At 62.2% G+C, this 25,307-nt stretch carries 21 protein-coding genes; 10 read left to right on the forward strand and 11 right to left on the reverse strand.

What is annotated here, in order from left to right:
* The first annotated feature begins 9 nt into the window (after positions 1 to 9).
* Positions 10 to 1,338 carry an aminotransferase-like domain-containing protein gene (locus CVS27_RS17315; protein ID WP_103467106.1) on the forward strand — a complete coding sequence of 443 codons (1,329 nt, stop codon included), beginning with the start codon at positions 10 to 12 and terminating at the stop codon, positions 1,336 to 1,338.
* Positions 1,339 to 1,436: 98 nt separating this feature from the next.
* Here CVS27_RS17315 and CVS27_RS17320 read toward each other — a convergent pair whose 3' ends face one another.
* A complete protein-coding gene (locus CVS27_RS17320; protein WP_103467107.1) occupies positions 1,437 to 2,189 on the reverse strand; it encodes an LPXTG cell wall anchor domain-containing protein in 753 nt (250 codons plus the stop codon).
* Between the two features lie 197 nt (positions 2,190 to 2,386).
* Between CVS27_RS17320 and CVS27_RS17325 the strand changes: the two genes are divergently transcribed.
* Positions 2,387 to 4,054 carry a PHP domain-containing protein gene (locus CVS27_RS17325; RefSeq protein WP_133162977.1) on the forward strand — a complete coding sequence of 556 codons (1,668 nt, stop codon included), beginning with the start codon at positions 2,387 to 2,389 and terminating at the stop codon, positions 4,052 to 4,054.
* Positions 4,055 to 4,134: 80 nt separating this feature from the next.
* Here CVS27_RS17325 and CVS27_RS17330 read toward each other — a convergent pair whose 3' ends face one another.
* From CVS27_RS17330 to CVS27_RS17345, 4 genes are all read right to left on the reverse strand, one after another.
* Entirely contained in the window at positions 4,135 to 5,499 is a 1,365-nt protein-coding gene (locus CVS27_RS17330) for a dihydrolipoamide acetyltransferase family protein (RefSeq protein ID WP_103467109.1), read from the reverse strand.
* 11 nt (positions 5,500 to 5,510) lie between these two features.
* A complete protein-coding gene (locus CVS27_RS17335; RefSeq protein ID WP_103467110.1) occupies positions 5,511 to 6,485 on the reverse strand; it encodes an alpha-ketoacid dehydrogenase subunit beta in 975 nt (324 codons plus the stop codon).
* Complete coding sequence (gene pdhA / locus CVS27_RS17340) at positions 6,482 to 7,666, reverse strand: pyruvate dehydrogenase (acetyl-transferring) E1 component subunit alpha (protein WP_103467111.1); 1,185 nt, start codon at positions 7,664 to 7,666, stop codon at positions 6,482 to 6,484. Before pdhA ends, CVS27_RS17335 begins: the two co-directional genes overlap by 4 nt.
* Before the next feature lie 165 nt (positions 7,667 to 7,831).
* A complete protein-coding gene (locus tag CVS27_RS17345) occupies positions 7,832 to 8,953 on the reverse strand; it encodes a histidinol-phosphate transaminase (protein ID WP_103467112.1) in 1,122 nt (373 codons plus the stop codon).
* A gap of 66 nt (positions 8,954 to 9,019) precedes the next feature.
* Here CVS27_RS17345 and CVS27_RS17350 point away from each other — a divergent pair, with 66 nt between their 5' ends.
* Positions 9,020 to 9,424, forward strand: a complete 405-nt coding sequence (locus CVS27_RS17350) for a phage holin family protein (RefSeq protein WP_103467113.1) — start codon at positions 9,020 to 9,022, stop codon at positions 9,422 to 9,424.
* 10 nt (positions 9,425 to 9,434) lie between these two features.
* On the opposite strand, the gene CVS27_RS17355 is transcribed toward CVS27_RS17350, so the two are convergent.
* Positions 9,435 to 11,018 carry a hypothetical protein gene (locus tag CVS27_RS17355; protein ID WP_103467114.1) on the reverse strand — a complete coding sequence of 528 codons (1,584 nt, stop codon included), beginning with the start codon at positions 11,016 to 11,018 and terminating at the stop codon, positions 9,435 to 9,437.
* A 43-nt stretch (positions 11,019 to 11,061) separates the two neighbouring features.
* Positions 11,062 to 11,436: a hypothetical protein gene (locus CVS27_RS17360; protein WP_133162978.1), complete on the reverse strand. Its 375-nt coding sequence runs from the start codon at positions 11,434 to 11,436 to the stop codon at positions 11,062 to 11,064.
* Positions 11,437 to 11,573: 137 nt separating this feature from the next.
* On the opposite strand from CVS27_RS17360, the gene purB reads away from it, so the two are divergent.
* Complete coding sequence (purB, locus tag CVS27_RS17365) at positions 11,574 to 13,016, forward strand: adenylosuccinate lyase (protein ID WP_103467116.1); 1,443 nt, start codon at positions 11,574 to 11,576, stop codon at positions 13,014 to 13,016.
* 70 nt (positions 13,017 to 13,086) lie between these two features.
* Here purB and CVS27_RS17370 read toward each other — a convergent pair whose 3' ends face one another.
* Positions 13,087 to 13,533: a hypothetical protein gene (locus CVS27_RS17370; RefSeq protein WP_103467117.1), complete on the reverse strand. Its 447-nt coding sequence runs from the start codon at positions 13,531 to 13,533 to the stop codon at positions 13,087 to 13,089.
* Positions 13,534 to 13,761: 228 nt separating this feature from the next.
* Between CVS27_RS17370 and CVS27_RS17375 the strand changes: the two genes are divergently transcribed.
* A complete protein-coding gene (locus CVS27_RS17375; protein WP_103467118.1) occupies positions 13,762 to 14,196 on the forward strand; it encodes an acyl-CoA thioesterase in 435 nt (144 codons plus the stop codon).
* A gap of 42 nt (positions 14,197 to 14,238) precedes the next feature.
* Here CVS27_RS17375 and CVS27_RS17380 read toward each other — a convergent pair whose 3' ends face one another.
* Positions 14,239 to 15,450: an aminotransferase class I/II-fold pyridoxal phosphate-dependent enzyme gene (locus tag CVS27_RS17380; RefSeq protein ID WP_103467119.1), complete on the reverse strand. Its 1,212-nt coding sequence runs from the start codon at positions 15,448 to 15,450 to the stop codon at positions 14,239 to 14,241.
* Between the two features lie 103 nt (positions 15,451 to 15,553).
* Here CVS27_RS17380 and CVS27_RS17385 point away from each other — a divergent pair, with 103 nt between their 5' ends.
* The gene (locus tag CVS27_RS17385) at positions 15,554 to 16,240 is read left to right on the forward strand and encodes a peptidyl-tRNA hydrolase (protein ID WP_103467120.1); all 687 of its coding nucleotides are present in this window, start codon (positions 15,554 to 15,556) and stop codon (positions 16,238 to 16,240) included.
* A gap of 66 nt (positions 16,241 to 16,306) precedes the next feature.
* On the opposite strand, the gene rlmN is transcribed toward CVS27_RS17385, so the two are convergent.
* Positions 16,307 to 17,566, reverse strand: coding sequence for a dual-specificity RNA methyltransferase RlmN (gene rlmN, locus CVS27_RS17390; RefSeq protein ID WP_103467121.1), 1,260 nt, complete (start codon positions 17,564 to 17,566; stop codon positions 16,307 to 16,309).
* A gap of 167 nt (positions 17,567 to 17,733) precedes the next feature.
* Here rlmN and CVS27_RS17395 point away from each other — a divergent pair, with 167 nt between their 5' ends.
* On the forward strand, positions 17,734 to 18,744 hold the full coding sequence (locus CVS27_RS17395) for a YdcF family protein (RefSeq protein WP_243400259.1): 1,011 nt from the start codon (positions 17,734 to 17,736) through the stop codon (positions 18,742 to 18,744).
* A gap of 111 nt (positions 18,745 to 18,855) precedes the next feature.
* Positions 18,856 to 21,009 carry an alpha-galactosidase gene (locus tag CVS27_RS17400; protein ID WP_103467122.1) on the forward strand — a complete coding sequence of 718 codons (2,154 nt, stop codon included), beginning with the start codon at positions 18,856 to 18,858 and terminating at the stop codon, positions 21,007 to 21,009.
* A 79-nt stretch (positions 21,010 to 21,088) separates the two neighbouring features.
* Here CVS27_RS17400 and CVS27_RS17405 read toward each other — a convergent pair whose 3' ends face one another.
* Positions 21,089 to 22,111, reverse strand: coding sequence for a LacI family DNA-binding transcriptional regulator (locus CVS27_RS17405; protein ID WP_103467123.1), 1,023 nt, complete (start codon positions 22,109 to 22,111; stop codon positions 21,089 to 21,091).
* 190 nt (positions 22,112 to 22,301) lie between these two features.
* Here CVS27_RS17405 and CVS27_RS17410 point away from each other — a divergent pair, with 190 nt between their 5' ends.
* Both CVS27_RS17410 and CVS27_RS17415 read left to right on the forward strand, forming a co-directional pair.
* Entirely contained in the window at positions 22,302 to 24,329 is a 2,028-nt protein-coding gene (locus CVS27_RS17410) for a beta-galactosidase (protein WP_103467124.1), read from the forward strand.
* Positions 24,326 to 25,243 carry a carbohydrate ABC transporter permease gene (locus CVS27_RS17415; RefSeq protein WP_103467125.1) on the forward strand — a complete coding sequence of 306 codons (918 nt, stop codon included), beginning with the start codon at positions 24,326 to 24,328 and terminating at the stop codon, positions 25,241 to 25,243. Before CVS27_RS17410 ends, CVS27_RS17415 begins: the two co-directional genes overlap by 4 nt.
* Positions 25,244 to 25,307: the final 64 nt, after the last annotated feature.

A 25,307-nucleotide genomic window follows, 5' to 3' on the forward strand; every position in this document is an offset into this window, starting at 1 on the left:
CCTGAGCACGTGAATACTCCAAGCTCAGGCGCCAACGCTGCCGCCGAAACACTGTCCGAAGAAGCCCTCGACGCCCTTTCCAGGGCCGGGACGGCAGCAGCCACCGCAGACACAGCTGGCGCCGCCGCTCACAGGCACGAGGCGTTGCTCTCGTCCCGGGCCGCCAACATCAAGCAGTCGGCCGTGCGTGATGTGTTTGAGATTTCCATGCAACCCGGCCTGGTGTCGCTGGCCGGCGGCAATCCGTATCTACAGTCACTGCCACTGGATCGCTTAGCAAAGACGGCGGCAGCAATCATTGCCGAACACGGTCTGGAGGCGCTGCAGTATGGCGGCGGCCAGGGCACCCAGGAACTGCGGGAGCAGATTTGTGCCGTCATGGCAGCCGAGGGAATTCTGGACGCGGATCCGGAAAACGTTGTCATCACCGCCGGTTCCCAGTCCGCCCAGGACGTTGCGGCGAAGGTGTTTTGCGATCCGGGCGATGTCATCCTGCTCGAGGACCCCACCTATGTCGGCGCCCTGAACACCTTTGAAGCCTATGAGGTGGACATCCAGCCGGTTGCCGGAGATGAGTACGGCTTGATTCCCTCGGCCCTGCAAAAAACCATCGCGGAACTGCAGGCGGCAGGCAAGCGCATCAAGCTGCTTTACACCATCCCCAATTTCAACAACCCGTCCGGGGTGATGCTGGCGCCGGAACGCCGGCAGGAAATTGTTGACATATGCCGTGAGGCGAATATTCTTGTGCTGGAAGACAATCCCTACGGGCTGTTGAAGTTCGACGGCGTGCTGCCGGAGCCCCTGCGGGCGGCAAACCCGGAGGATGTGCTGTACCTGGGATCGTTCTCGAAGATTTTTGCACCGGGCCTTCGCATTGGCTGGGCACTGGTGCCAGCCCACCTCAAGCAGCGCTACTACTTGGCCAGCGAGGCCGTCACGCTGTGTCCGCCCACATTTAGCCAGCTGCTGGTCAGCGACTACCTGCGCAATTACGACTGGCGCGGCCAGATCAGCACTTACCGCACCCTGTATGCGGAACGGTGTGCGGCCCTCTTGGCAGCGCTCGAAGAGTTCATGCCGGCGGAGGTGTCCTGGACCCGCCCGGAAGGCGGCTTCTTTGTGTGGCTGACTCTCCCGGAAGGCATCGACAGCTACCCGCTCCTCTACACGGGCATCGACGCAGGCGTGGTCTTTGTTCCTGGCGCAGCGTTCTCGGCATCGCACGCCCCCAGCAACAAACTGCGGCTGGCCTTCAGCGCCGTACCGGCAGAAACTCTGCGTGAAGGAGTCAGGCGCCTGGCGCCGGTCCTGGCGGAGGCCATCGCCGCAAGGTAGCCGAACTTAAACAACTGACCCGCAGAAAACGCCGAAAAATCGCGAATTTCCTTGTTTTTTCGGCGTTTTCTGCGGGCTAGTTGCGATCAGAGGCTGGGTCAGGAATGGGACGCCTTGCTGCGGCGTCGCAACAAGAGCGCCGCTCCGGCGGCACTCAGGATGCCGGCCCCGAAAAGCAGCGGCAAGGTGGCGGATCCGGTGGAGGCCAGATCACCCCGCCCGGATCCTGAAGCTGCTTGGCTGCCAGGCGCGGTTTCTGCACCAGCGGTGGCCGGCACCGACTGCGGCGCCGTGGCAGAGGCTGTGGGCGGCGAGGTTGTTGGTCCAGTTGTTCCAGGCGCCGTGGTGGGCGGGTTGCTGGGCAGCACAGGTGCGGGCACCACAGTGTAGCCAGTCCCGGCAATGTCCAGGCCAACACTGAATACGGATGCGGCCGGAACGGGGATGCCGCCCTTCACGCTGAGGCATTCCAGCGCCACAGTTGCCCCACTGCCCAATTTGTAATCATCCAGCACGGCAAGGACCGGCACAGCCGCAGGTGCAGCAGGGTTGGTCAGCGGAATCGTTGCCGAAATGACCATCGCCTTCCCGCCGGCGGGAACAACGCTGGCGCGGGCGGCGTCGGTAAATCCCGCCGGGCACGGCGCAGGCGCCAGCACGGTTGCGAAGCCGGGCTGCGCCGTCGTGCTGCCAACAGCTACAACCTTGCCGCCAGTATCTAGCAGCGTCAGGATTCCAACACTATTTTCGGGTGTGGGAGGGGCTGCTGCATGGGCGGCCGCCGGTGCAGCCAGAAGCAGTGCGCCAACCCCAATGGCAGTTGCGAGGCGTGCGGGCGTATTCAGTGACACGTAAAGAACCCTTCTGGTCGCCGCCCCGTTTGGACGGCTTGGTTGATGCATCGTCCCGTACCCACATGGACGGTAGATGGACGCACAGTAAACCATCACGCACCTGCCAGTCAGGTCCCGTTCACCCGAGTATTTTTCCCGTTAACCTTCGCTGCCTACGCTCTGTTTGTTCCAAACTACGAGGAGAGCTTTCAGAAATGTGTACGCCCCAAACGCCTGTCAAGGTATCCCGCCGTCAACTGATGGGGGCGGCCGCACTGGTTGCTGCCGGGCTGGTGGCAGGGTCCACTGTCCACTCAAGCCGCGCCACTGCGGCGGATGGTTTGGACGACCCCCAAGATTTGGCTTGGTTGGTGGGCGATCACCACGTCCACACTGTGTACAGCCACGATGCCAAATACCTGCAAAGTCACCTCCTGGACAAGGCTCAAGAGTTCGGCGTTGACGTCATCGCCTTCACCGAACACAGCAATTGGGGCCACGCCAACATGGGCGGTGCCCTGAATTCGCAACGCGACATTGCCGCGGCCCGCCTTGCCCGCCCGGGCTTGCTCATCTTCCAAGGCCTGGAGTGGTACATCCCGGCCGCGGAGCATGCAACCGTCCTGGTGGCTCCGGGACCCAACGAGGCCCGTATCCTGCGCCAGTTCGAGCTGTTGTGGGACGGCAAGCTCAACGGCTGGGAGAAGCCAGCGCCGGGCTCCAACCAGGCCGCCGAATGGGAGCCCAAGGCCGGTGAGGCCATCAAGTGGCTGGCCGGGCAGAAGAAGGCAGGGTTCATTGACGACGTCGTGGTGCTGGCAAACCACCCGTCCCGGCTGGGCATTGACTCACCCCATGAGATGCGCGCATGGCGCGATGCGGCTCCAGAGATTGTGATCGGCATGGAAGGCGCCCCCGGTGCCCAGGCCTCAGCCGTCAGCGCCTTCGCCAACGCGGCCAGCCAGCGTGGCGAGTATGAGAACGCACCTAGCGAGTTTTCCTTCAAGGGCTTCCCCGCCGAGGCTTACAAAACCCGCGGAGGTTTCGACTGGGTTACCAGCGTTGTGGGCGGACTCTGGGACTCCATGCTGGCCGAGGGCAAGCCCTTTTGGATCACCTCCAACAGCGACAACCACCTCACCGCCAAAGACACCATGCGCATTGGCGACTACCCCACGGGGGACGGTTGGGACAACGGGGCCTCGTTGAACAACTTCAACCGTGCAGGCCGCCGCCCGGACCCTGTCGAGGCCGGCACACCCCAAAATGGCAGCGACTTTTGGCCCGGTCAGTTCAGCCGCACCCACATTGGCGCCGACAGTCGGGACTACCTGGAGGTCATGGCTGCCATGCGGGCCGGGCGCATGTGGGTGGACCACGGACACCTGATCGATGGACTGGACGTGCGCGTCCGCCCGGTTGGCCACAGCGGCCCCGGCATGGCCATGGGCTCCACACTGAGCGTTGCGCCCGGCACGGATGTGGAACTCATTATCATCATCAAGGCTGCCAGCAAGGCCAACCCGAACGGCACAGTGCCGCACTTGGCTCACGTTGACATCATCAAGGGCCTGGTCACCGGCCCGGTTGCCGACAGGGATAATTTCACGGCCCCGAACACCAAGGTTGCCGAACGCATTGACACCTCCGGGCGGACAGGCGAGATCGTATTGAAGCGCACCTTCGCCAATGTGATCGAGCCTTTCTACCTGCGCCTGCGCGGCAGCGACGGCAAGCGTTCCGGCGTCGGCCCCTTGGGCGCAGATGTTGATCCGCAAGGTCCCATCCCGCATGGCGCCGGTGAAGGCGATCCGTGGGCTGACACTTGGTTCTACGCCAACCCGATCTTCATCGACATCAAGGAAAATAGTCCCATAACTTAAACAACTGACCCGCAGAAAACGCCGAAAACTCGCGATTTTGACGTGTTTTTCGGCGTTTTTTGCGGGTCAGTTGCAAAGGACTAGTCCAGGAGCAGCGCCGGCTCCTCCATGATGGCGGCAACGTCCGCCATGAAACGGGCGGACAGGTCGCCGTCAACCACGCGGTGGTCGAACGATCCACCCAAGGTGGTAATCCAACGCGGAATGACTTCCCCGTCCAGCACCCACGGCTTTTGCTTGATGGTGCCAAACGCCACGATGGCCACTTCGCCCGGATTGATGATGGGCGTGCCGGTGTCAATGCCCAGGGCACCAATGTTGGTGACTGTCAGCGAACCACCCTGCATGTCCGCCGGCTGCGTCTTGCCAGCCCGTGCGGTGGTCGCCAGCGAGTTCAACGCTATGGCCAGTTCCTTCAGGGACAGGTTCTGGGCATCCTTGATGTTTGGCACCATGAGCCCTCGCGGGGTTGCTGCGGCAATGCCAAGGTTCATGAAGTGCTTGATGATGATCTCATCGCCGGTCCAGGTGGCATTCACCGATGGGTTGCGTGCGGCAGCCCAGATGACGGCCTTGGCCAGGATCAGCAACGGCGAAACTTTGATGCCCTCAAAGTCGCGTGAAACTTTCAGGCGTTTGACGAACTCCATGGTGCGTGAGGCGTCGACGTCCACAAAAATACTCACATGCGGGGCCGAGAACGCGCTTTCCACCATGGCCTTGGCCGTCGCCTTGCGCACACCCCTGACCTTGATGCGTTCAATGCGCGGATCGTCGGCCAACCCCGTGCCGGTGGCGGGGGCCCAGAAGGTGCCGGCCCCGTCCTGTTCTGCTGTCCGCTGGTCTTGGTAGCTGAGCAGGTCCTTTTTGGTCACTTCGCCGCGCAGGCCTGTGGGTGAAACGTCCGTCAGGTCGATCCCCAGATCCTTCGCGGCCTTGCGCACCGGCGGCTTGGCCAGCACCCGGTTGGGCCGTGCCGCCACAGGTGTGGGGATGCTCGACGCCGGAACCTGGGCAGGAGCCTTCGCTGCGGCAGGCACGGCGGCTGTGACAGAGGTGGCCACAGCGGGAGCCGAGCCAACCCGGGGGCGGCGCTTGACGGCGTCGGCCTTGGGACCGGAACCAACCAGCGGCTTCATCACCTCGGCTTCGGGCGTCGGGGCGGCAGCGGGGGCAGCAGCGGCCGGAGCGGGCGCCGAAACTTCGGAGCCGATGGCGATGATGGGTGTGCCCACATCCACCGTGTCACCCTCGGCAACCATCAACTGGGCCACCACTCCCGCGTAGGGCGAGGGCAGTTCCACAATTGACTTGGCTGTTTCAATCTCCACAATCACGTCATTGACGGCAACGACGTCGCCCAGCTTGACCTTCCAGGAGACGATTTCAGCTTCGAGGAGGCCTTCGCCGACGTCGGGCAGATTGAACAAATTCAGGGTAGACATGGTGGGCCTTCCTAGTATGCGAAGGCGCGGTCCAACGCCTCCAGCATGCGGTCAATGTCCGGCAGGTAGTGCTCTTCAACACGGGCCACGGGGTAAGGCATGTGGAAGCCGCCCACCCGAATGGCCGGGGATTCCATGGAGTAGAAGCAGCGTTCGCTGATGCGGGAGGAAATTTCGCCGCCGATGCCACCAAAGGTGGGGGCTTCGTGCGCAACAACCAGGCGCCCGGTCTTGTTCACCGATGCCTCAACCGTGTCAAAGTCAATGGGCGAAATGGAGCGCAGGTCAATGACCTCAACGCTGTGCCCGTCCTCGGCCGCAGCGCTGGCGGCTGCCAGGGCCACCGGAACCAGCGGACCGTAAACCACCAACGTGGCGTCAGTTCCTTCACGCAGCACATGGGCCTTGAAGGGGTCCCCCGGGGAGTTCTCGGTGTCCACTTCACCCTTGAGCCAGTAGCGTCGCTTGGGTTCAAAAACAATCACCGGATCCTTGCACTCAACGGCCTGTTGGATCATCCAGTAGGCGTCATTGGCGTTGGACGGGGTGATGATGCGCAGGCCAGGCGTGTGGGCAAACAGCGCTTCAGGCGATTCGGAGTGGTGCTCAATGGAACCGATGCCGCCACCATAGGGAATCCTGATGACAACGGGTGCGCTGAGCTGCCCGTCGGAGCGGGTGTGAATCTTGGCCAGCTGCGTGGTGATCTGGTTGAAGGCCGGGAAAACAAAACCGTCAAACTGGATCTCGCAGATGGGCCTGTGCCCGCGCAGGGCCATGCCGATGGCTGTTCCCACAATGCCGGATTCGGCCAGCGGCGTGTCCATGACCCGGTGCCCGCCGAATTCCTTCTTCAGGCCTTCTGTGACACGGTAAACGCCGCCGAGCGAGCCAATGTCCTCCCCCATGAGGAAACTTTTGGGGTCCTTGGCCAGTGTGGCGCGCAAGCCCTCATTGATGGCCTTGGCAATAGTCATTGTGCTCATGCTGCACCACCCTGCGTTCCGGAAATCTGTGTTTCGGCATCGCTAAATGACGCCTCATAATTCTCAAACCATGCCAATTCCTCGGCCACCAAGGGGTGCGCCTGGGCGTAGACAGTGGCAAACTTTTGGCGAATGTCCGCGCCACCCAAGGCCAGCGTGGCCTTGCGAACATGGGCAGCGAGCTCGTCGCCGTCGTTCTTCAAGCCTTCAAAGAACTCGTCGTCGGCCAAGCCTTCGGCACGCAGGTACGCTTCCAGGCGCGCCAGCGGATCCTTGGTCTTCCACAGCTCCTCTTCGGCCAGCAAGCGGTACTTGGTGGGGTCATCGGCAGTCGTGTGGGCACCCACACGGTAGGTGGACGCCTCGATCAAGACGGGGCCGTGGCCGTTGCGGGCGTGGTCCAGGGCCCATTGGGTGGCTGCGTAAACGGCCAGAACGTCATTGCCATCCACCCGGATACCGGGAATCCCGTACCCGCCGGCGCGGTTGACCAAGGGAATCTTGGACTGAACCTCGAAGGGAACCGAGATGGCCCAGTTGTTGTTCTGGCAGAAGAAAACAACCGGGGCGTTGTATGAGGCGGCGAAAACCATTGACTCATGGACATCACCCTCGCTGCTGGCTCCGTCACCAAAGTAGGCTACGACGGCGGCAGCCTCAGTGGAGGGGTCGGCGGCGCGGTCACGCTGGATGCCCATAGCGTAGCCAACAGCATGCAGGGTCTGGGCAGCGAGCACCAGCGTGTACAGGTGGAAGTTGGTCTCGCGGGGATCCCAGCCACCGTTGGAGATGCCGCGGAACAGCTTGAGCAGGTCAGCCAAATCCAGGCCGCGAGTCAGGGCAACACCGTGTTCGCGGTAGGTGGGGAAAGCGTAGTCGGCCTTGTTCATGGCCCGCCCCGATCCAATTTGGGCAGCTTCTTGGCCCACCATGGGCACCCACAGAGCCAGTTCACCCTGGCGCTGCAGGGCAGTGGCTTCGGTGTCAAAGCGTCGCACAAGTGCCATGTCTGCATAGAAGCCGCGCAGGGTTTCCTGGCTCAGCTCCTGGATGTAGGGGCTGAAGGTGCTGTCCTGGTGGATTGCTCCATCCTCGTCGAGGAGCTGGAGCGCCTCGTCGGGGCCCACTTCATTGCTCCGCAATACTCCTGCGGAGTCTCCTGTTTGCTGGGCGGCGCCCATGCTGTCTCCTCGTCTGCCGAATCTCAGGGGCACATTGCTCCCTGTTTCGACTCGTTGGGGTTGATATATGCCCGTTCGGGAATGCATTCCGTCGTGTGCATATATATACGTTTTCGATTTACAACTGTATCCGTAGAGCCTGACAAATGGTGCCTTTGTTAACCGCTAGGAACGCCGTGGCTCTTTTGTATAGGACGCACAGATTTCCAAGAAACGGGTGTTGGCCTCAGCCTCGCCGATACTGACCCGGACCCCCTCGTCACCGAATGCGCGCAGGGATAGTGCATGGCTTTGGGCCAACGCCGCAAACTCTTGGGTATTGGCCCCCAACGCCAGCCAGACGAAGTTGCCTTGAGCATCTGGAATATCCCAGCCCAAGGCTGCCAGGCCGGCAACCACACGTGAACGCTCGTCCACGAGGCTTTGTACTCTTTCTACAACTTCGCTGTAATGCTCCAAGGATGCGACGGCGGCCTGCTCGGCAATGCCGGAAACGGCGAAGGGCGTGGCAGCGGCCCTCAGGTACTGGGTGATCTCCGGCGTGGAGACGGAGTATCCAACACGTAGACCGGCGAGCCCATGCGCTTTGGAGAACGTTCGCAGCACCACCACGTTGGGGTAGTTCCGGTAGATCGCCACACCGTCAACGGCGTCGCCGGCGCGGACAAATTCTTGGTACGCCTCGTCGATAACCACCACCACATTGCTGGGGATCTGGCGGATGAAGTCTTCCGTCTCCTGCGAGCGCAGCACGGTTCCAGTGGGGTTGTTCGGCGTGCACAGCAGCACCACTTTGGTGCGTTCTGTGACCGCAGCAGCCATGGCGGGCAGATCATGGCTGCCGTCGGCGCGAACGGGCACCTGGACGCTCTTCGCACCGGCCAGGCCCACACAGATCGGGTAGGCCTCAAAGGACCGCCACGCATAGACAACCTCGTCGGCAGTGCCGTCCTCGTTCTGGCCAGCAAAGGCGGCCAGAATCTGATTCAATGCCCCGAGGCTGCCGCCGCCAGTGACAATGTCATCGGGCGGGACGCCCAGAAAGGTGCCCAGGGCATTGCGCAGCAATGTGCAGCTGGGGTCGGGATAACGGTGCACATCAACGCTGTTGCGCAGAATTTCCATCACAGCCGGGACCGGACCCAACGGATTCTCGTTGGAGGACAGCTTGAAGCTTTCAAGTCCAGCTACGCCTTCGGGCGGTTTTCCTGCAGCATATTTGGGCAGGCGGCCTACGACGGGGCGGGGCTGGACACCGTGGGTGTGGGTGCTGTTTGTCTCGGTCATGCCCCAAGCCTAGTTGAGGTCCCGGCGTCCCTACGGTTACGCCGGGACCTGTGGAACCATAGGGCTATGAGAAACTTCCTCGTTCAAGTAGGTATCAATGCTGTGGCGCTGTGGATTGCCAGTTGGATTCTGCCCGGCATGAATATTGCCGCCAGCGCGGCCACGGGAATCGATGCCACCCTCGGCACCGTCTTGGCATATTTGTTTGTTGGCCTGATATTTGGCTTGGTCAATGCGCTGGTCAAGCCCATTGTGAAGCTGCTGTCGCTGCCCGTGACCATCTTGACCCTGGGGCTGTTCACCATTGTGATCAACGCGGCCATGCTGTGGCTGACCTCATGGTTGAGCAGCTACTCGCCCGTACAATTCACGATTGACGAATTCTTCTGGACAGCCATTTTGGCCGCCCTGATCATCAGCTTTATCTCCATGCTGGCGGGAGGCTTGACCCGGTCCGCCGACAGGGTCTGAGCCAGCCTTTTCACCGGGAACCCGGCGAGTAGTCAGCTCCCTTCTCTGGTTGTTTGGCGGCTTTGCTTGCGCGTGTTCCCTGCGGGGCAGAGTTGTTGGAGTTGTTAACGTCCCGGCCTTGATAGACGGTCTTGACTCCGTGGATGGTGGCCCCGGCCCCGATTCCCACTCCCAGGAAGACGCCCAACCGTTCCCTCATGGCCACAACGGACGGGTCGCTGCTCGAATCCAGGGCCGCAGCGTCCTGCAGATAATTCGTCACGGAGTGCGCCTGCGCCATCACAGCGCCTGGGGCCTGGCCTTCCATGGTGCCGGGCCGGTGGGATGTCACGGTGACCCAGTTCGCCGCAGCTGGCGGAGCACCGAAATCTGCGGCGGTGACAATGTCATGCTCGTTTTGCAGGTCCAGCACAGCAATACCGGGTGGAACGTGCTGGTTTCTGGCGGGGGCACCGGCAATGACCACCATCGTGACGTTGACGTCACCAAGAAATGCCGGGCTAGCGGCGGCTGCCGCCGCATGGATGCCGCCGCCGCTGTGCCCCGAAATCAGTACTTCCTGCTCAGTGCTGGCACCGGCTGCCTGCAGGGCTGTCCGGATAAGTTCCTGCACCACAATTTGCTCCTGCTCAAACCGCTGGTGTGCGGCCGCCGTAAGCGCCTCCATATTGCCTTCCATGTCAAAGGGGTTGGAGCTGTCTACGGTTGACCAGTCTTCGGTGCCGGGCAGGTGGACCACCCACGCAATGGTTCCATCGGGGCGGAGAATCTCCACCACTGAAATGGAACCGGGCGGGTACCCATAGGCATCGCTGCTGCCCGCCAGCATGCCGTGGATGCCGGCCTTCATTTCAACTGGCTCGCCCAGAGTTGGGGAGGCCGCACCCCGGCCGGTTGGGATCCCGGCCGGGCGCCACTCTTGGACCGGAACCTGACGGACCTCGAGGCGTCCAGGGATTGCCAGGCCCGTGGCGTCAAAGAGTTTTCGCAGGGCAAACGCTGGCGCACCACCAGCGTTCCGGCCATCCTGTTGGCGCAGCTGCGCCAACAGATAAGGCACCGCCATGCCAGGGCCCAACAAACCTGCAAGGTAGGCCGATCCGTCGTTGAGGAATTTCTCCGAGGCATCGCGTATCCCGTGTTTGTTGCCGTGTTGGACCTTCCCGGCAGCGTCGAAGGCGACCTTCCAGGGCGCGAGCGAACCCAGCCCCCACGTGGCCAGGCCGTCCCGCAGCGCAGCAAGCCTGCCCAGCTGGGCCGACAAGCCAGCGTTGCGGGCTTCGGTGGCGGCGTAGTTCGCGCCTGCTTGGGTGGCTTTCGAGGCAAGCTCGACTGTGTCTGCCTGCGCCCTGCGAAAAGACCACAGCGCTGCACGCATGGCATCCAACGCCGCATAAGGGTAGGGCGCCGTGCCGGATGAGACCTGGCACAGCCACAGCCACTCCCCTTCCAAACGATCAGCCAGGGGCTCCATGAGCTGCGCCAAGCGGCCAAGGTTCGTCCCTGCTTCGGAGATCTCCGCCAGTGTGTAGCTGATGGAACCGGCCCCACCGTCAATGGAAAACGTTGTTCTGGTTTCGTCATGATTCGCCATGGCGCACATCCTGCTCTCTCGCTTGCCGCCGGAGCTGTTTCCCTTAGCGCCATGGCCATGCCATTCCGAAGCCCTGCATTCCTGGGCTCGGCACACCCATGCCTGGACCATCACCGGGCCTGGGCGGAACGGCTGGCAAGGAGAGGGCGTAGCTTCCCAATGACGCCACTGCTGCAGTCACGTCCCGCGCCACCGCCGACAAGGCCAGATTGCGATCCGCGAGGGAATCGCGGAACGCAGCGGCCGCGGGCGAGCGCCAATCCATGGCGTTGAGTCGGCCAAGCTGCAACCGCAAACCCTCCAACTCCCCGGCTATGCCTGCCAGCCGCTGCGCCACCGCAGACACCGCCTCAGCAGAGGGACCACCCCGTGCGGCTCCCCCACTGAGACCCGAAAGGGCAGTCATTGGATAGCTCATGGACCCTCCTGAAAAGACCGATACCTCCACGGTAGGGGCGCCCATTGCGCGGCGCTACGGCCCTTCATGGAATTGTGGATAGTTCCAACGTCGGCACCGGCTGTGGAGGAATTGGCTGTTCATGAAAGAATTAGGCCATGTCTGATTCCGCAAACGCCACAGCCCGCATCCCTTCCGGCCGGAAGTCCCTGGCCGCTTCCTCCGAGCGCATTGCCTTGGGCCCCCTCGATGGGCGCTACTCCGGCGCCGTAGCACCGTTGGTGGACTACCTCTCCGAGGCAGCCTTGAACCGTGACCGCGTTGGGGTGGAGGTTGAGTGGTTCATCCACCTGACCAACAACAACGTCTTGCCGGGCACCGAGCCGTTGACGGCAGCGCAGCAGGCCGGATTGCGCGCCATCGTGACCGAGTTTGACGCAGCCTCTGTGCAGGAGCTGGCTGACATTGAAAAGGTCACCGTCCACGACGTCAAGGCCGTTGAGTACTTCATCGGTAACCGTCTGGCAGACCTGGGCCTGGAGCGCTTGAAGCCGCTGGTTCACTTTGGTTGCACCAGTGAAGACATCAACAACCTCTCCTACGCCGTGGGCGTCAAGGGCGCTGTGGAGGACGTGTGGCTGCCGGCAGCCCGCACACTCGTGGCCAAAATTGCTGAAATGGCCGAAGAAAACCGCGCCGTCCCCATGCTGTCGCGCACCCACGGCCAGCCCGCCACACCCACCACCCTGGGCAAGGAACTGGCCGTCACGGCTCACCGCCTAACCCGCCAGCTGGACCGCGTTGCCAAGACTGAATTCCTGGGCAAGATCAACGGCGCCACGGGAACCTACGCTGCCCACTACGCTTCCGTCCCGGCTGCCGACTGGCAGGACGTTGCCAAGGGCTTCGTTGAGTCCTTGGGCCTGACATGGAACCCGTTGACCACGCAGATCGAATCACACGACTGGCAGGCCGAGCTCTACGCTGACATGGCCCGGTTCAACCGCATTCTGCACAACCTGTGCACCGACGTGTGGAGCTACATCTCCATCGGCTACTTTGCGCAGATCCCGGTTCCGGGCGCCACCGGCTCCTCTACCATGCCGCACAAGGTGAACCCGATCCGCTTCGAGAACGCGGAAGCAAACCTGGAACTCTCCAACGCCCTGCTGGACACCCTTGGCGCAACGTTGGTCACCAGCCGCTGGCAGCGCGACCTCACGGACTCCTCCAGCCAGCGCAACATTGGCGTGGCGTTCGGTCACTCCCTGCTGGCCATTAACAACGTTTTGGGCGGCCTGGGCCGGCTCGACACCGCCGAGGCCGTGCTGGCCGAGGACCTTGACCACAACTGGGAAGTTCTCGCCGAGGCCATCCAGATGGTCATGCGCGCCGAGGCAATCGCCGGCGTCGAAGGCATGGAAGACCCCTACGAGCGTCTCAAGGACCTGACCCGCGGCCAGCGCGTGAACGCCGCCCGCATGCAGGAGTTCGTCTCCGGTTTGGGCCTGTCGGCCGACGCGCAGGCACGCCTGCTGGATCTCACCCCGGGTAAGTACATCGGTATTGCCGAGTCCTTGGTGGATCACCTGCAAAAGTAACTCCCTCTCGAACGGGCAGTAGTTGTTGATGTTGGGCAAAAACATCAACAACTACTGCCCGTTCGTTTTTTTAGCGGCGTTCCAACCAGGCCTGGAAGTTGTCCCGCGCGACGTCGGCCCGCCACCGCCATAGCTTGCAGGGCTGGGTTGAGCCGTGCCGAACTTCAAGACAGTCCGGCGCAGCGTAGGGTATGCCGCAATCCGGGCAGCAGTCAGCTTCCCAAATGGCATCGTTGACCATGACGCCATCCTGGAGCAGCTGACAGTCGCTGAAAATGCCCATCCTCATGAGCCGTGTGGCCCACTGGGTGGCACGCGGGGCATTGAGCCTCTGAAACGTTGCGGTCATGTCAAAGCCGGATTGCTTCAGAAGCGTCATGGTCCGCATGAGAAAGCAGATCATGCACTCATTGTGGTGCGGCACCATGATGGTGTCTGTCATTTCCCAAAATCGGCGCTCAATTTCTTGGTCCGAGGCATGGGACCCGTCCCCCTCGGCAGCACTATGGTGATCCATGGTTTTTCCTTTCCATGGGTTCAATGTCTCAGACTGGGGAACCGCCTTGAAGGGCCCTTTCTTCTTTTGTGGACAACTCCGCCGCCGGCGCTGCCTCTGGGGGAATGAATGCCGCACCCGCCCTTCGCCCGCGGCCGCCGCGCAAATAAGCCTGTGTGGCGCAAAACATGGTGAGTCGTGGCTAACATTCCATGCCACGCCCCCTCGGCGGGAGAGTAAATTATCGTTATGAGCCTTGGTGACATCACATTCCACACCCGCAAATGGGTCCGCCCCGAAGATCTCAACGCCAACGGCACCCTGTTTGGTGGCAGCCTGTTGCGCTGGATCGACGAGGAAGCAGCCATTTACGCGATCGTTCAGCTTGGCAATGGCCGGGCCGTCACCAAGTACATGTCTGAGATCAACTTTGTCTCCTCCGCCCGGCAGGGCGACTTGGTGGAGATGGGCCTGACGGCAACCCATTTTGGCCGGACGTCGTTGACCATGCGCGCTGAAGTGCGCAACATGTTCACCCGGGAATCGATTCTCACCATCGAAAAGATCGTGTTTGTGAATCTGGGCGACGACGGCAAGCCAGCACCCCACGGTTACGACTCCATCACCTACAGCCGGGACCGGGTGCCCACCCAGCACCTGGGGCACTTCGAACCCGAGGACTGAGCCGCCAGCCTCACCCCCGGGCCTCCTGGACAACAGCCGACGTCAACCTCGCCGTGTGCGCTGGAACTCTCCGGTCCGTGCCAAGGCCTCACGGACGGCGTCGTACCCGGCGGCAAAGCTCAACCGCACTGTCGAACGACCCCCGACCCCGTCAAAGTCGGAACCCGGCACCAGCGCCACTCCCGCGTCTTCCAGCAGGGCGGCGCAGTAGTGCGCCGAATCGGCAAAGCCAGCCAGCGCGGGACCTAGATTGGCATAAAAGTAAAAGGCGCCGTCCGCCGGAGCCGCATCAACCCAGCCCAGCTCGGCCACCTGGCTCAGCACATAGTCGCGGGTGCGGGAAAACTCCGCCACCGCAGCGTCCGCCTCGGCGTAGGATTGCTCGTTGAACGCCTCCAGGGCCGCCATTTGGGCCGGTGCGGGCGGGCAGAGCGCAATGTTGCCGGCCAGCGCATCAACGGCCTGGATCAAGTCGTCGGGCACAATGGCCCAGCCAAGCCGCCAGCCCGTCATGCCCCAGTACTTGGAGAAGCTGGAAATCACCACGCCCGCACGGTCAAGTTCCCAGGCACACACGCCTTGCGGATCCACTGCGTCCGGCAAAGGGTAGGTGATGCCGTGGTAAATTTCGTCACTGACCAAGCGGACGCCATTGTCCGCGCACCAGCGGGTCAGTGCGGACAACTCGGCCCGGGACACCATGGTGCCCGTGGGATTGGCGGGCGAAGCCAGCACCAGTCCCGCCAACGGCCCGTGCTGAGCCACGGCGGCGTCCAGAATAGCCGGAGTGGGCTGGAAGCGGGTGTCCGCCCCGGCGTCGAGCTCAATCACCTCAACACCGAGCGCCTTGAGGATGTTCTTGTACGCCGGATAACCCGGGCGGGCCAGCGCCACCTTGTCCCCCGGGTTGAATGCCGCCAAGAAGACCAGCATGAACGCGCCCGATGACCCCGTGGTGACAGCAACGTTCCCAGAAGCGATCTCCAACCCATACCAACGCTTGTAGTGCCCGGCGATTGCTTGGCGCAGCGCAGTGATGCCCAGCGGCGGCGTATATGTCAGGGCCATGGAGGAGGAGTGGAGTGCTGCAGCCCGCGCGGAAACGGCCAGGGGTGCGCCGCCGCTGGGCTCGCCGGCGCACAGGGAGATGACTGATCGCCCCTGGGCGCGGAGGTCGGCCACTCGTTGCAGGATATCCATGACAGCAAAGGGCTGCACGTTCGCGCGGCGGGCAACAGCAAGGGGTTTGCGCATGTGAACTCCTGGGCAGATTCTGTTTGCACGCCGGGCAGTGGGGACGAACGTGCAAGAGTTCCAGCTTGTCACATGCCCCCGCGGATACCCATACGCTTAAGGGGTGAGTGAATACGCCGACAGCAGCCCCCAGGAACTGATCCAACCCATCATTTTGCTGGTAGACCGCGAGGAACCTGCCAGCGAGCAGCACGGCATTGCCGCGGCCGCACTGGCCTCCGCGCAGGCGTTCCTGCGCGACCGCGAAAATCCCGACTGGCGCCTGTGGGCATCCGGAGCGTTCGGCAAAACGGTCAGGCGTGCCGACGCCAAGGTGTTCGCCAAGGTCCTCGCCGCGTTCCCCGAGCACGTGCTGGCAACGGTTGGCGAAGCAAGCGCCGTGGGCCTGCCACCCATGCCGGCCGCTGAACTGCCCAAGCTGCTGGCCAAGTTGCAGGTTTCCGGCACGCAACTGCCACCCGGTGAGCCGCTGCCGCCCCAGCCACTGAGCATTGTGCTGAACGCGTCCCTGGAGATGTCCACTGGCAAGGCCTGCGCCCAGGCCGCTCACGCGCTTTTCGCGTGGGTGCTGGAGTCCAAGCCGGCCGCGGTTGAGGCGTGGGCTGCCGACGGCTTCCCCCTCGGTGTCCTCGAGCTGCCGGCGAAGGAGTTCCACAAGGGTGCCCGCAAGTCGGCCGGGCCTGTCATCCAGGATGCAGGCAGGACCGAAATAGAGCCGGGCTCCACCACCGCCTATGTGACCGTTGCTGCGGAAAAGCCCCGCCCGTGGTGGAAGCGAACCAGCGCTTAACCCAAGAACGACGCCGGAACTTTAGTTCCGGCGTCGTTCTCTCGTTAAGTGCAACTCGCCTAAGTGCTACTCGGCGGCGGCGAGCTGCCCGCAGGCGCCGTCAATTTCCTTGCCGCGGGTGTCGCGCAGGGTGGTGGGCACGCCGTTGTCAATGAGCGTATTGATGAATTCCTGCATGACCTCCGGCTCCGAGGACGTCCAGATGGAGCCGGGGGTGGGGTTCAGCGGGATCGGGTTAACGTGCACCCAGCCGCGGCCGCGCTGGTTGAGCTTCTTTGCGAGCAGCTCGGCACGCCACGGGTGGTCGTTCATGTCCTTGATCAGCGCGTACTCGATGGAGACGCGGCGGCCCGTGACCTTGTAGTAGTTGTACGCGGCGTCAAGCGCCTCATCAACCTTCCACTGGGAGTTGACCGGGATCAGCTCATCGCGCAGTTCATCATCGGGGGCGTGCAGGGACAGCGCGAACGTGATGGCGATGCCTTCTTCGGCCAGCTTGTTGATGGCCGGGACCAGACCCACCGTGGAAACCGTGATGCCGCGGGCTGACATGCCCAGGCCCTCGGGAGCCTCGGCTGCCATCCTGTGCACGGCCTTCATGACGCGCTTGTAGTTGGCCAGCGGCTCACCCATGCCCATGAAAACAATGTTGGTGACGCGCTCGGCGTCGTGCCCGCCGTCGCGGCGCAGGTGGCCCAGCCCGCCCTCGGCGATGACCCGGTTGGCCTGGACAATCTGGTCAAGGATTTCCGCGGTGGACATGTTGCGGGTCAGTCCGGCCTGGCCTGTGGCGCAGAACGGGCAGTTCATGCCGCAGCCGCACTGGCTGGAGACACACAAGGTGACGCGGCCCGTGTAACGCATCAGCACTGACTCCACGAGGGAGCCGTCAAAGAGGCGCCACAGGAACTTGATGGTGTCGCCGTTGTCCGTGGTGAGGCGCTTGACCTCTGTCAGAAGCTTGGGGAACATGGTGTCCACAATCTCGGCGCGGCGGTCCTTGGGGAGGTCGCTCATGCGCTCGGGATCGGTGGTGTAATGCTGGAAATAGTGCACGGAGAGCTGCTTGGCACGGAACGCCGGCAGGCCCATCTCCTTGAACTTCGCCTCACGCTCGGGCAGCGTCATGTCCGCCAGGTGCACCGGCGGCTGGGACACGCGCGGGGACTTGAACTGCAGCAGCGGTCGCCCTCCCGGGTCCTTGGCCTGCTTCCAGCCCTCGGTGGCAGGCATGACCTGGGCCGCACGGCGGGCAGGACGTGTCTTGGAGGCTGTCACGGCGGATGCGGCGACGGCAGGGCTGGGGGTGTTTTCGGGGGAAGTCATCCTTTCCATTGTCCCTCAGTTGCCCGCTCCTGTCCCGTCTCGGCCGGGAAGATCACATTTTGCCTCATCCGGGCATCGTTTTTCGAAGGCAAGCACGACGGCGTGTGCCACGGTTCCGCGGCCCGACCACCAGTCTCCGAGCTCGCAGAAACACGTAGGCTGACACCATGATTTCCCTGATTCTTGCCGTCTTTCTCGGCAGCGTGTACTTTTACCTGCGCCATAAGGACGCCCGCATGCTGCGCAATGGAATCGTGTTGGTGGCCGCCAGCTGGTTTGCACTGTTGGGAATAACGGAAATACTCGGTCAGTGGTTCCCTTGGACCCAATGGATCGCGGTTGGCATCGTAGTGCTCTCGCCGTTGGCCATTGTGGTGCTGGCCGGGTTCCTGATCAGCAACGGCGTCACCATGATGCGCAATGAGGGGCGAAGCTTAGGCAATCTTCTCGCCCTTCTGGCCGGCGTGGCCCTGTTGGGACTCCCGGTGTTCGCCGCGCTGCTCGTGGTCACGCTCAATCCGGTGGCGATCGGCTTAGCCGCACTGTTGTTTTTCTTGTGCAGCTATTTTGGCGTGGTGTTTGTGGTGTTCCTGGCTTATGCGGTGGCCTACGGGAAGATGAAGCACACCATAGACCCGGCCGCCGTGGTCATTCTGGGTTCGCAAATCATCAAGGGGAAAGTGCCGCCGCTGCTCCGCTCCCGCCTGGACAAGGGCCTTGAAGTGTATCGGGGGGCATCGGCAAAAACCGCTCCGTTGCTTATTCCAAGCGGCGGTCAGGGCTGGGACGAATCGCGGCCCGAGGGCGTCGCCATGGCCGAATATCTGGTCTCTGCCGGGGTTCCCGTGGCACATGTGGTGGCCGAGGATCAGGCTATTAGCACGGCCCAAAACCTGCAATTTTCGGCCATTGTGGCCCGTGAGCACGGCCGCGACGGCGCCCTGCTGGTCGTCACAAACAATTACCATGTGCTCCGCGCCGCACTGCTGTCCAGGAAGCTGGGGATCAATGCCCAAGTAGTCGGCTCCCCCACGGCGCGGTACTTTTTGCCCAGCGCGTTCCTGCGCGAATTCGTCGCCATCCTTAGGGAACACAAAAAACTGCACGTCATCATGTGCCTGCCGTTTGTGGCACTGACGGTGTCCGTGACGGCCGCCATCATCACCGTCTCACAGTGACCTCGATGACGGCGCTGCCGTTGTAAGCCACAGTAAGGGACTGCGAGCATCCGCTTAAATTCAGCGGCGCGACTTTTGACAGTCTAATTATTTTCGTTATAAAACTTATGCATGAATATTGACGCTTCTTACGCCCAACTACATCGCGGCGGCACCTCGGTCATCGTTGACCTGAGCACACCAGGCATCCCCGCGATCGTCCATTGGGGGCCCGCCACAGGTAAGTTGCCGGAATCCGAGCTGGCGGCCATTGCCATCGCCGCGCGTCCCCAGCGCGTGTCAGGCGGAATTGACGTTCCCGCACGGTTGACGCTCCTGCCCCAGGAAGTGTTTGGGTGGCAGGGTTCACCGGCCCTCCTGGGTCAGCGCAACGGCACAGCATGGGCCAGCGCATTAAGCACGACGGCGGTCACCTCCACCGCGCACAGCCTCACCATCACCTCCGAAGACTCCGCAGCCAAACTGCGCTTGGTCACCGAAGTGGCTCTAAGCCCCCATGGCGTGCTGCAACAACGGCACACCCTGACGAACCTGGGATCCACTGACTATCAGCTGCACCAGCTCGCCACACTCTTCCCGTTGCCTGCGACGGCCACCACCATTCAAGACGCCACTGGGCGCCATTTGAAGGAACGGTCCGTCCAGCAGCGTCCTCTCACCGTCGGCGCACACGTGCGCGAAAGTCGCCGAGGTCGTCCCGGCGCAGACGCAACACTGCTCATGTTGGCCGGTTCTGCCGGCTTTGGCCATCGCAGCGGCCTGGTCCACGGCGTCCATCTGGCCTGGAGCGGAAACCATCGGCTCAGTGCCGAACGCACCATTACCAGCGACAACTTCTTAAGTGCCGGAGAGCTGCTGCTACCCGGGGAAGTAGTGCTGGCGCCAGGGGAAAACTACTCCACCCCTTGGGCACTCGGCTCCTGGGGCATCGGCTTGGACGAGTTGTCTGGGCGTTTCCATCAAGATTTGCGCCAACGCCCGCAGCATCCCTCCCGGCCGCGCCCTGTCACCTTGAACACCTGGGAGGCCGTCTACTTCGACCACGATCTCGCCACCTTGACGACCCTGGCAGACAAGGCCGCCGCCGTCGGCGTGGAGCGTTTTGTGCTTGACGATGGCTGGTTCCTGGGCCGCCGGGACGACACCGCCGGTTTGGGTGACTGGTTTGTTGATCCCGGTGTGTGGGCCCAGGGCCTGGGCCCCATCATCAACCACGTCCACGAGCTTGGCATGGAGTTTGGCCTGTGGTTTGAACCCGAAATGGTCAATCCTGACAGTGAGCTGGCCCGCAACCATCCCGAGTGGATTCTGCACGCCGACGGCCGTTGGCCCGCCAGTGGCCGCCAACAACAAGTGCTCAACCTGGCCCACCCGGATTGCTTTGACTACCTGCTCGAACGCATCAGTGCCATCCTTGGCGAGTACCCCATCAGCTATATCAAGTGGGACCACAACCGGGACCTGCTCGACGCCGCCGATCCGCGCACCGGCCACGCCGCTGTCCGTGAAACCACACTGGCCTTGTACCGGTTGCTGGCGGAGCTGAAATTCTGGCACCCCGACGTGGAGATTGAAAGCTGCGCTTCCGGTGGTGCCCGCGTGGACCTTGGCATCTTGGACTACACGGACAGGATCTGGACGAGCGACTGCATCGACCCGATCGAAAGGCTCGACAATCAGGCCAACACCGGCCTACTGGTCCCCTACGAGCTGATGGGCGCCCACATCGGTGGGCCCATCTCGCATTCCACCCGTCGCCAACACAGCCTCGGGTTCATGGCCCGAACAGCCATCTTTGGTCACTTCGGCATCGAATGGAACATCACCGATATCAGCGAGGCACAAACCGCGGAACTTGCCCAGTGGGTGGCCTTCCACAAGGACAACCGGGAACTGTTCCACACAGGCATCTCTGTTCACGCCGATCTCGCCGATCCCGCCTTGGACGTGCGTGGTGTGGTGGCCCAGGACGGCGAGCGCGCCGTCTTTGCACTCACCCAGCGAGAAGCCTCGATTACGTACCCTTCGGGCCGGATCGCCCTGCCCGGTTTGTCCCCCGAGGGCCGCTACCGCGTGACCTTGTCGCATCCTCTCGATGACGAAGTCGGCAATGGGCAATCCCCGCTGGACTGGCCCCTGCATGAGAGCGTGCTCTCGGGCACCGTCCTGGGCGCCGTGGGCATCGCCGCCCCTGTCCTCTTCCCCGAACAATCGGTGCTCATCATGCTCGCCAGGGTTGACGCCGAAGCTGCACCAAGCAGCTAAACGCGTAGCAACACCTCACTGGTGGGCGGGCCCTTGAACGGGACCTGCCCACCAGTGGAGAGTGCCGCCGTCGTACGGCTCAGGCGGAATCTCGCCACACGATGGATGTTTCCAGGTACACGCCACCGCGGTTGATCTCCTCGCCCCTCAGCTGGGCCAGGACCAGTTCGGCGGCCTGCGCGCCGAGCTCGGAGGCGGGCTGGCGCACCGTGGAGAGCGGGGGGTTGGTGCGCTGCGCCCAGACGCTGTCATCGAATCCGACCACGGCGATATCCTCGGGCACCCGGCGGCCAATCCGCTGCAGCACGCTCAACGCCCCCGCAGCAACGGCGTCCGAGGCTGCGAAAACCGCATCGATGGTGGGGCACCTTTCAAGAAGTTCGCGCATGCCGGCAATGCCGGCGTCAAAGGAGAAGTGCTCCACCATCGCTACGAGCTCGGGGCGATAACTCGATCCCAGGGCGTCCTCAAAACCGGCAAGTCGATCGGCTCCCGCTGCGCGACCCAAGGCAGAAGCGATCATGCCGATCTGCGTTCGCCCCGAGGCTTTGAGCCGTGCCGTAATCTCTGCCGCCGCCTTCTTGTTGTCGATGGACACGAAAGGAAGCGGGCGATGATTGGGCGGCAACCCCACGAAAGCCGAGGCCATGGCCAGCTGCTCAATGAGCTCCGTGATGGGATCATTCTCGCCCGCTGAAATAACAATCGCACCGTCGATGGATCCGCCGTTGAGGTACTGCCCAATCCTGTTGACATCCAGCTCGGAATCGATAATCAAACACACCATCTGATACCCGGCTTGTGAGAGCACGGTATTCGCCCCGAGCATGATCGAGCCGATGTTTGGATCTTCCAAGAACAGCGCATGCGGCTCGTGAATGAGCAGCCCCACGGCTTGAGAGCGTTGGCGTACCAAGTTCCGGGCAGCCATGTTGGGAACATAGCCAACTTCCTTGATGGCCTTGTTCACGGCAACCCGTGCCTCATCGGAAACATAGGGTTCGCCGTTGAGGACCCTACTCACCGTTCCCCGCGAAATCCCTGCAACCGTTGCAACATCAAGAATGGTTGAGCGCTTTTTTCTGCCGGGTGAGGGAGTCATTCCTCAACCTTACCGGGGCTGTGAAGCAAGCCGACATCGAAAATAACTTGACAACTTTGTGACGCCAACCATAGTCTGTGTACGTTCACAGAAAATCGTTCCGCCGAATGGGGCACGCAAACCTGTGAACGTTCACAGAGGCGTGAGGCGTTGGCTGTGAATCATCACTTCGCACCACGTAAGGATTTTCATGCACAGCTCACACGAGGGGCCTCCCCGTCCAATCATCGATTTGGATTCCGGATTGGCCTTTGGGTGCGACTACAACCCGGAACAATGGGATCCGGATGTTTGGGTTGACGATGTTGCCGCGATGAAGCAGGCAGGCGTCAACTTTGTTGCTATCAACATTTTTGGCTGGTCACACCTTGAGCCACGCCAAGGTGAGTACGACTTCACCAACCTCGACGCCATCATCGACTTGCTGCACGCAAACGGAATCAGCATCAACCTGGGAACGGCCACTGCCTCTCCCCCGCCATGGCTGACAACCACTTTCCCCGAGGTTCTGCCCAAGGTCGAAGATGGCACCCGGCGGTACCCGGGCGGGCGGCAGGCGTTCTGCCCCAGCTCACCGATCTACCGGCACCATGCCGCCCTCCTCGTGGAGCAGGTAGCCCAGCGCTACGGAAGCCATCCCGCCGTCGCACTGTGGCATGTGTCCAACGAAATTGGTTGCCACAACGCGCACTGCTACTGCGAAACCTCCTCGGATGCGTTCCGTGACTGGCTGATGAAGCGCTATGAGAACCTTGATGCACTCAACACAGCGTGGGGCACCGATTTCTGGAGCCAGCGAGTTTCCGACTGGAACGAAATCTGGACACCCCGACTTACCCTCTCCAGCCGCAACCCCGGCCAGAGCATGGACTTCCGTCGCTTCAGCAGCGATGAACTGCGCAGCAACTACCTGCTCGAAGCGGACATCATTCGTCGGCACAGCGACATCCCCGTGACCACCAACTTCATGGTGACAGCCCACATCCGCAACATGGATTATTTCACGTGGACAGCGGACATGGACATCATCGCCAATGATCACTACTTGGATCACCGGCTGGGCGAGCCCACCACGGAGCTGTCGTTCTCCGCAGACCTCACCCGAGGACTGGCCAAGAATGCTCCGTGGATTCTCATGGAACACTCCACCGGAGGCGTCAACTGGCAGCCGCACAACGTGGCCAAGGCGCCGGGCGAAATGCTGCGCAACTCCTTGGCTCATGTGGCCCGCGGTGCCGACGGCGTCTGCTTCTTCCAGTGGCGGGCCTCCCTCCAGGGATCCGAGAAGTTCCATTCCGCGCTCATGCCCCATGCTGGCAAGGACAGTCAGCTCTGGCGCGACGTTGTGGAACTGGGCGAAACCGTTGCCGGCTTGGCCGAGGTTGTTGGCAGCCGCGTTGAATCCAACGTTGCCTTCGTGTTCAGCTGGGAATCCTGGTGGGCAGTTGACGCCGAAACGCGTCCTTCCGCCGCAATCTCCTACTTGGAACAGGCCCACGCGATCTATGCGGCCTTCCATGCTCAGGGCATCACCGTGACCATGGTGGCCCCGGGCTCCGATCTGAGCGGATTCTCGCTCGTCGTCGTCCCCACCCTGTACATGATCTCCGACGCCCACGCCGCGCAGATCAATGATTATGTGCAGAACGGCGGGCACGCGGTGGTCACCTTCTACAGCGGAATCGTTGACGACGAAGACCGTGTGCGCACCGGCGGCTACCCGGGCGGCTTCCGGGACATGCTAGGGATCCGCACCGAAGAGTTCGCCCCACTGCTGCCGGAGCAGGTTGTGGAACTCTCCGACGGCCGGACGTCCTCGCTCTGGGCCGAAAAGACCACCTTGCACGGGGCAACCGCCGTCGCTTCCTACGTTGATGGGCCAACGCCCGGTGGCGCTGCCGTCACGGTCAACGATTTTGGCCAGGGACGCGCTTGGTACCTCGGAACCGTCTTGGACCCGGCCGGATTGACCAGTGTTGTCCGCAACGCGCTCGACGGCGCAGGCGTGGCACCAGTTGCCCCCGAGGCGGACGCCAATCTGGAAATGGTGCGGCGTACGGGTGCTGACAATTCTTATTTGTTCATCATCAACCACAGCCAACAAGAGCGCCGCGTATCCATCACGGGGCACGAGATTCTCACCAAAACTGACATTTCCCAGACACTCACGGTTCCTGCGGGAGCTGTACGTGTAATCCGAGAGGTAGTACTGCCATGAGCCGCACTGAACTGCTCAACGCTGAGCCAGCGGTGCTTGAAAACCGGAAGCCGAAGAACAAATTCAAGAAAGCGATCGTGCTCTTTGTAGCACCGTTCGGCGTACTCTTCCTCTTGTTCTACTTAGCTCCCATCAGCTATGCCCTATACCAATCGTTCCTGAAGGTGGACCGGCAGGGCACGTTCGGGAAGGCGAAGGAAGTATTCGGTGGCTTCACCCAATACATCGCCGTTTTCCAGAACGGCCCCTTCTGGGAATCCATCGGCAGGGTGTTCTTGTTTGGTGTCGTGCAAGTCCCGGTAATGCTGGGCTTGGCGCTCCTCTTTGCCTTGCTGCTGGATTCTCCGCTGGTCCGCGGCAAGAAGTTCTTCCGCCTCGCGTTCTTTGTTCCGTACGCAGTCCCCGGCGTCATCGCCGCCATCATGTGGGGATTCTTGTACTCGCCCAACCTGTCCCCGTTCACGGACGTCACCAGCAAGATCGACTTCCTCTCGGCCGACTTGGTGCTGTGGGCCATGGCCAATGTGGTGACCTGGGTCTTTGTTGGTTACAACATGCTCATCATCTACTCCTCGCTGCTGTCGATCCCGACGGAGATCTATGAGGCGGCACGGCTCGACGGCGCCGGGCAGCTACGCATTGCCCTGTCCATCAAGATTCCGCTAGTGACTCCTGCCATTGTCATGACGGCCATTTTCTCCATCATTGGAACACTGCAGCTTCTTGCCGAACCCCAGGTTTTCCGCACGTTCAGTTCTGCGGTCAACAGCACGTTCACACCTAACCTGGCGGTTCTGACCACCTCGTCCATCCCGAACATCCACCTGGCTGCGGCGATGTCTGTTGTCCTTGCGTTGACAACCTTCATTTTGTCTTTCGCCTTCCTTAAGTTCACCCACCCGAAGGGCAACTGATCGTGAACAAGCAAGCAACGAGCCCTTCGAAGCCGAGCAGCCGACGGCGTGAACCCGCCATAAC

The organism is Arthrobacter glacialis (assembly GCF_002909445.1).
Lineage (GTDB): Bacteria > Actinomycetota > Actinomycetes > Actinomycetales > Micrococcaceae > Specibacter > Specibacter glacialis.